Annotated in this window: 6 protein-coding genes; all 6 read right to left on the bottom strand. The window is 41.8% G+C overall.

Annotation, left to right across the window (positions count from 1 at the left end):
• Positions 1-113 precede the first annotated feature (113 nt).
• Entirely contained in the window at positions 114-365 is a 252-nt protein-coding gene (locus DSBG_RS21325) for a hypothetical protein (RefSeq protein ID WP_068967002.1), read from the bottom strand.
• A complete protein-coding gene (locus tag DSBG_RS21330) occupies positions 365-2,047 on the bottom strand; it encodes a hypothetical protein (RefSeq protein ID WP_068967003.1) in 1,683 nt (560 codons plus the stop codon). Before DSBG_RS21330 ends, DSBG_RS21325 begins: the two co-directional genes overlap by 1 nt.
• Positions 2,048-2,148: 101 nt before the next feature.
• A complete protein-coding gene (locus tag DSBG_RS21335; protein ID WP_068967005.1) occupies positions 2,149-2,409 on the bottom strand; it encodes a hypothetical protein in 261 nt (86 codons plus the stop codon).
• 188 nt (positions 2,410-2,597) lie between these two features.
• Positions 2,598-2,753 carry a hypothetical protein gene (locus DSBG_RS23350; protein WP_176716354.1) on the bottom strand — a complete coding sequence of 52 codons (156 nt, stop codon included), beginning with the start codon at positions 2,751-2,753 and terminating at the stop codon, positions 2,598-2,600.
• The gene (locus DSBG_RS21340) at positions 2,750-2,986 is read right to left on the bottom strand and encodes a hypothetical protein (protein ID WP_068967007.1); all 237 of its coding nucleotides are present in this window, start codon (positions 2,984-2,986) and stop codon (positions 2,750-2,752) included. The genes DSBG_RS23350 and DSBG_RS21340 overlap by 4 nt, the downstream gene beginning before the upstream one ends.
• Positions 2,987-3,111: 125 nt before the next feature.
• Positions 3,112-3,954: replication initiation factor domain-containing protein (locus DSBG_RS21345; RefSeq protein WP_141694403.1), on the bottom strand; the 843-nt coding region annotated here is incomplete at its 5' end.

Consider the following 3,954-nt stretch of genomic DNA (forward strand, 5'->3'; position numbering starts at 1 on the left):
TTTTATGGGGAAATTGGCTATGACCATTTTATTGAGTCTTAAGGCCCAAAGGATTTGGCATATGGCATTGTACGATTTGCCAGAGCCTGGGGTACCACTGTAAAGCGATATGCTCATGATCCCACCACCTTGAGCCATCTTAACGCTATGCGAACTACAAAGTAGGCTACGACTGCTGAAATATATAAGGTCATGGTCGTCAACATTTGGGGTATGGGTATGAGCCAGAAGATCCAGGTTAACACGGGTGATGCCCCATCAAGATTCCAAGCAAATGGCGAGGATGGAAGAAGGGATAATATTGCTGTGATGGCAGCTGCAATAAGGCTTAATAATGAATTGATTAACGAGGCAATGAAACCCATTAGGAAGCACCTCCTACTAATTTCCTAGTGCCAAAAAGCAAGCCTATATTGAATGCAAAGAGTTCTAAAACTCGTACAGCTGCTGCCAGGCTATCAAACTGACTTAATTTTATTTCTCCGGTTATTGTACCAATACCAATTGGTATTGTCGGTGCTACGGGTGTGCCTGCTCCAAAGGTTGCAATCATGTTTTTTAGATCCCAAGGTAAGGAAAATGGGAACTTGCTCGATAATAAATCACCTGTTATTTTCAATTTGGTAAAGTCGATAGAATCATCCGGATTCACCGTGAGAATATCCGATAGGATATCCGTCGGTGCAAGGACTGCTGGCGGTACAATTAAATCACTCCAAGACGTTGGTTTACCAACTTTTTGATCCGTTGTTAATTTATCACCAAGCACTAAATCGGTTTTTGGATACGAGCCATAATATTGCATTTGGGCTTGTATCGTGTCCATGGGGGATGCATCGATAAATAAATTGATATTATTTGCCGATGTACCCTCAAAGGTAAAGTTTGGTGCTTGATCAGAATCGGACCATCCATAGCTCATGTCGTGAAAGCTAGGCCAGATGATTAAATCAAATTTACCAGGTTGATCTATACTAGGATTAGAGGATATATTCCATCTCATTTGATCACATAAAGCTAGATTATCCACTAAATAATTGACATTGGTTGATCCCGTAGGGACACCCCAACTAGCAAAGGCTGTTTCCATGGATAAGTCAAGATCATAATAATCTAGTGTTTCACTGTCTGTTAACGACATGACACAATTATTTGAGCCTGTTGATGGAGCTTGATAAGGATAAAATAAATTTGTTAATGAACTATCGTAATAGATACTATCGGTCGATTGATAAACTAATCCGTTAAAGGTGCTACAAACTGTATTGCTGTATAAAGAACTACCAGATACCCAAGCACCATTTACTAATGTATAAGTGTATATACTCATGGTCTTATTAGACTTAATGGTATTACTATCAAGCATATATAAATTAACGGTGCCATCATCGACATAATTGAATAATTTTAACGATGATTTATCTGTTGGTACCGTTGTATCACCAACTATTAGATGCCCATTACAGCTATAACTAGTAGGTAAGGTAGGAAATGTAATTGAGGGTATTTCTGGTGGTTCATAGGTTGAATTGGTATTCTCGTAATCCATCCAAGTGGTTATTGAGCCAAAGTTTAAGATATTAATCTGATATAATCCGGGAGCACTAAAATCATGATTTGAGAATAATGTTCTTTCGGAATGTTCGGCGGTGTAGGGTTCTATTGCTGGCAATGTTTGTCCTATGTAGGATAGACCACCATCCACTTGAATCGTTGCTGGTAATCCTGGAAGGGTTGCGTCGAGCCAATTACGGGCGTTGTCGATGGCTTGAACATCAATGGTTAAATTTCCTTCTGCGTCCCAGCTTGGCGCTGTAATACCGGATTCATAATATCTTTCTGCAATATCTGCACCGCTGATCATAGATTGGATATCGAGTCCGGCTTCTATTAGAGTGAGTAATCTGGCTAATAGGGTTTCCCCTATTTCGATGGGTACCATAGGTAAAAAGGCACTAGCGGGTTTGACGTTTAATACTATGTTGAAACATAAAATTATGGCGATTAAGGCTATCGATAGTAATTTTTTATATATTTTTTTACCCATATTTTTCAACCTCCTTTTAAACCTCTTTGAGAAATAAAAAAGTACATACGCTAGCAGGTACGTATGTACTTTTGTTATGCAATTAGAATGAGGTCGTTTTGTTAGCCGTTGGCAATGACTTTGAAGATTTTCTTTCCGTACTTAAAGCCAAGGATGCAGGCCATGACTCCAATGGCATAGGGAGCGACAGATCCCATCGTGGCGACAATGTTATCTCCCATACCTGTGAAGGCACCTGTAACGGCAGTGTCCGCGACACCTTCACACAAGGCAACTTTTGCTGCCGATCCAACGACAAAGGCACTTGAACCGATAACAGCCGGAGCAAATCGTTTGGCGCGATTCATTACATTTTTGAACATAAAATCACCCTCCACTCAGCATTTTGAAAAAATTACATATGGCACTTATCCCCCATGCTGAAAATCCTGCTATAAATAGGCAGCCGAAGGATAATGTGAACCCTAGTTGTAGCTGCTGTACGTCCATGTTTCAATCCCTCCCTATTTCCGGAAGCATGTTGTCGTTTTGTGCAATGCAAGATGTCGTTTTATTTTGCGAAATTTTTAAGGGTTATCCATATGACGACAGCAGCTATTCCTCCGAGGATTGCCCCAAGGAATAATTCGAAGCCTTGGAAGCTTATGCTTAATATGGCATTACCGGTTATGGGGTCTATGGTTCCGGTAATATCTGCGGTAATCATTTGACTAATTCTCGTACGGAGACCATGGAACCGACGCCGCCGCCTTTGGTGGACCATTGGAGCAAGCTGCCTGTGGTTTGATAGGTTTCGCCTACTTTGGGGATGGGTAAGCCATCGGCGATTCTGACGACTGGGTTATAGCGTTCGCCGGGTTGATAGAGCGTGACATCGGTTGCGTGTTTGTCTTCTTTGGCTTTGATTTCCAGGACTTGGCCTTTAATCGTGATGATCATTGTGTAACCCCTTTCTTCTTGTTTTTTTCGTTTCATTTTCTTTTTGGTGTTTGGTTGGTGTTTGGTGTTTGGTTTGTTTAACTGGGTTTACTATAGCAAATGGATTTTAAAACCTTAAGTTCTCTTTAGGTTGCTTGGAGTAAGGCATAATGGCGCTTTTTAAGTCTGTTTTTGGCAAATAGGATGATTTCGACGAGTTCTTCTAGGTTTACTTTGAGATTCTTATCCATGCTTAGTAAGGCAAGGCTTGGCGCGACTTGCTTGATGATCCAGTTTTTTATTCGCTTTATGGTGTTTTGTATTTTCTCGGTGGTGAGTTTTAATTCTTCGATATTTCCCAGGAATTTTTGCCAGAAGGGGGAGATTTCCCAGCGGGATTTGTTGGTGTCGGTGTTGGAGGGGTCAACGAAGTTTAGGTAGTTCTTGAGGACGCCAAAGACGACTTCTCCCATTTTTATGTCGGCTTGGATGTATTCGGCGATGGCATCGGATCGCTCGTCACGGCTTTGGATTTCGGTGCGAAGCCATTGTTTTTTGTGTTCGAGGCGTTCGTTGCGATATTGTTCTTCGCGGGTGTGTTTGTTTTCTTGGCGCTCTTTGTGGGATAGTTTGGCTTTTGATTCGGTACGGATGGTTTCTGCTTCGCGTTGGGCTTGTTCTTTGAGGAGCTGCTCTATGGCTTTGTCGTACATGCGAATTCGTATTCTTGATTGGGGGGAGCCAAAGTAGATGGTTTTGCCGAGGTTGTCTTGGGCGGAGAGGTTGTATTCTTCGAGGATTCGGCTTTTGCGAAAGTAGGATATGATTTCGCTTGTTTTGATTTTTTCTTCGATTTGTTCTAGGGTGAATAGGCCGTCGAAGTCGTCAATGGCTAAGTCAATTCTTGAAAAGTGTCCGTTGGAGGCTTTGATGCGTTGGATTAGGTCTTTCCAGTTGTTGTCGAAGAAGAATTCGTATTCGCGGCAGGC

Origin of the sequence: Desulfosporosinus cupriresistens (assembly GCF_001707885.1) — a bacterium.
In the GTDB taxonomy this organism is placed as follows: Bacteria; Bacillota; Desulfitobacteriia; order Desulfitobacteriales; family Desulfitobacteriaceae; genus Desulfosporosinus.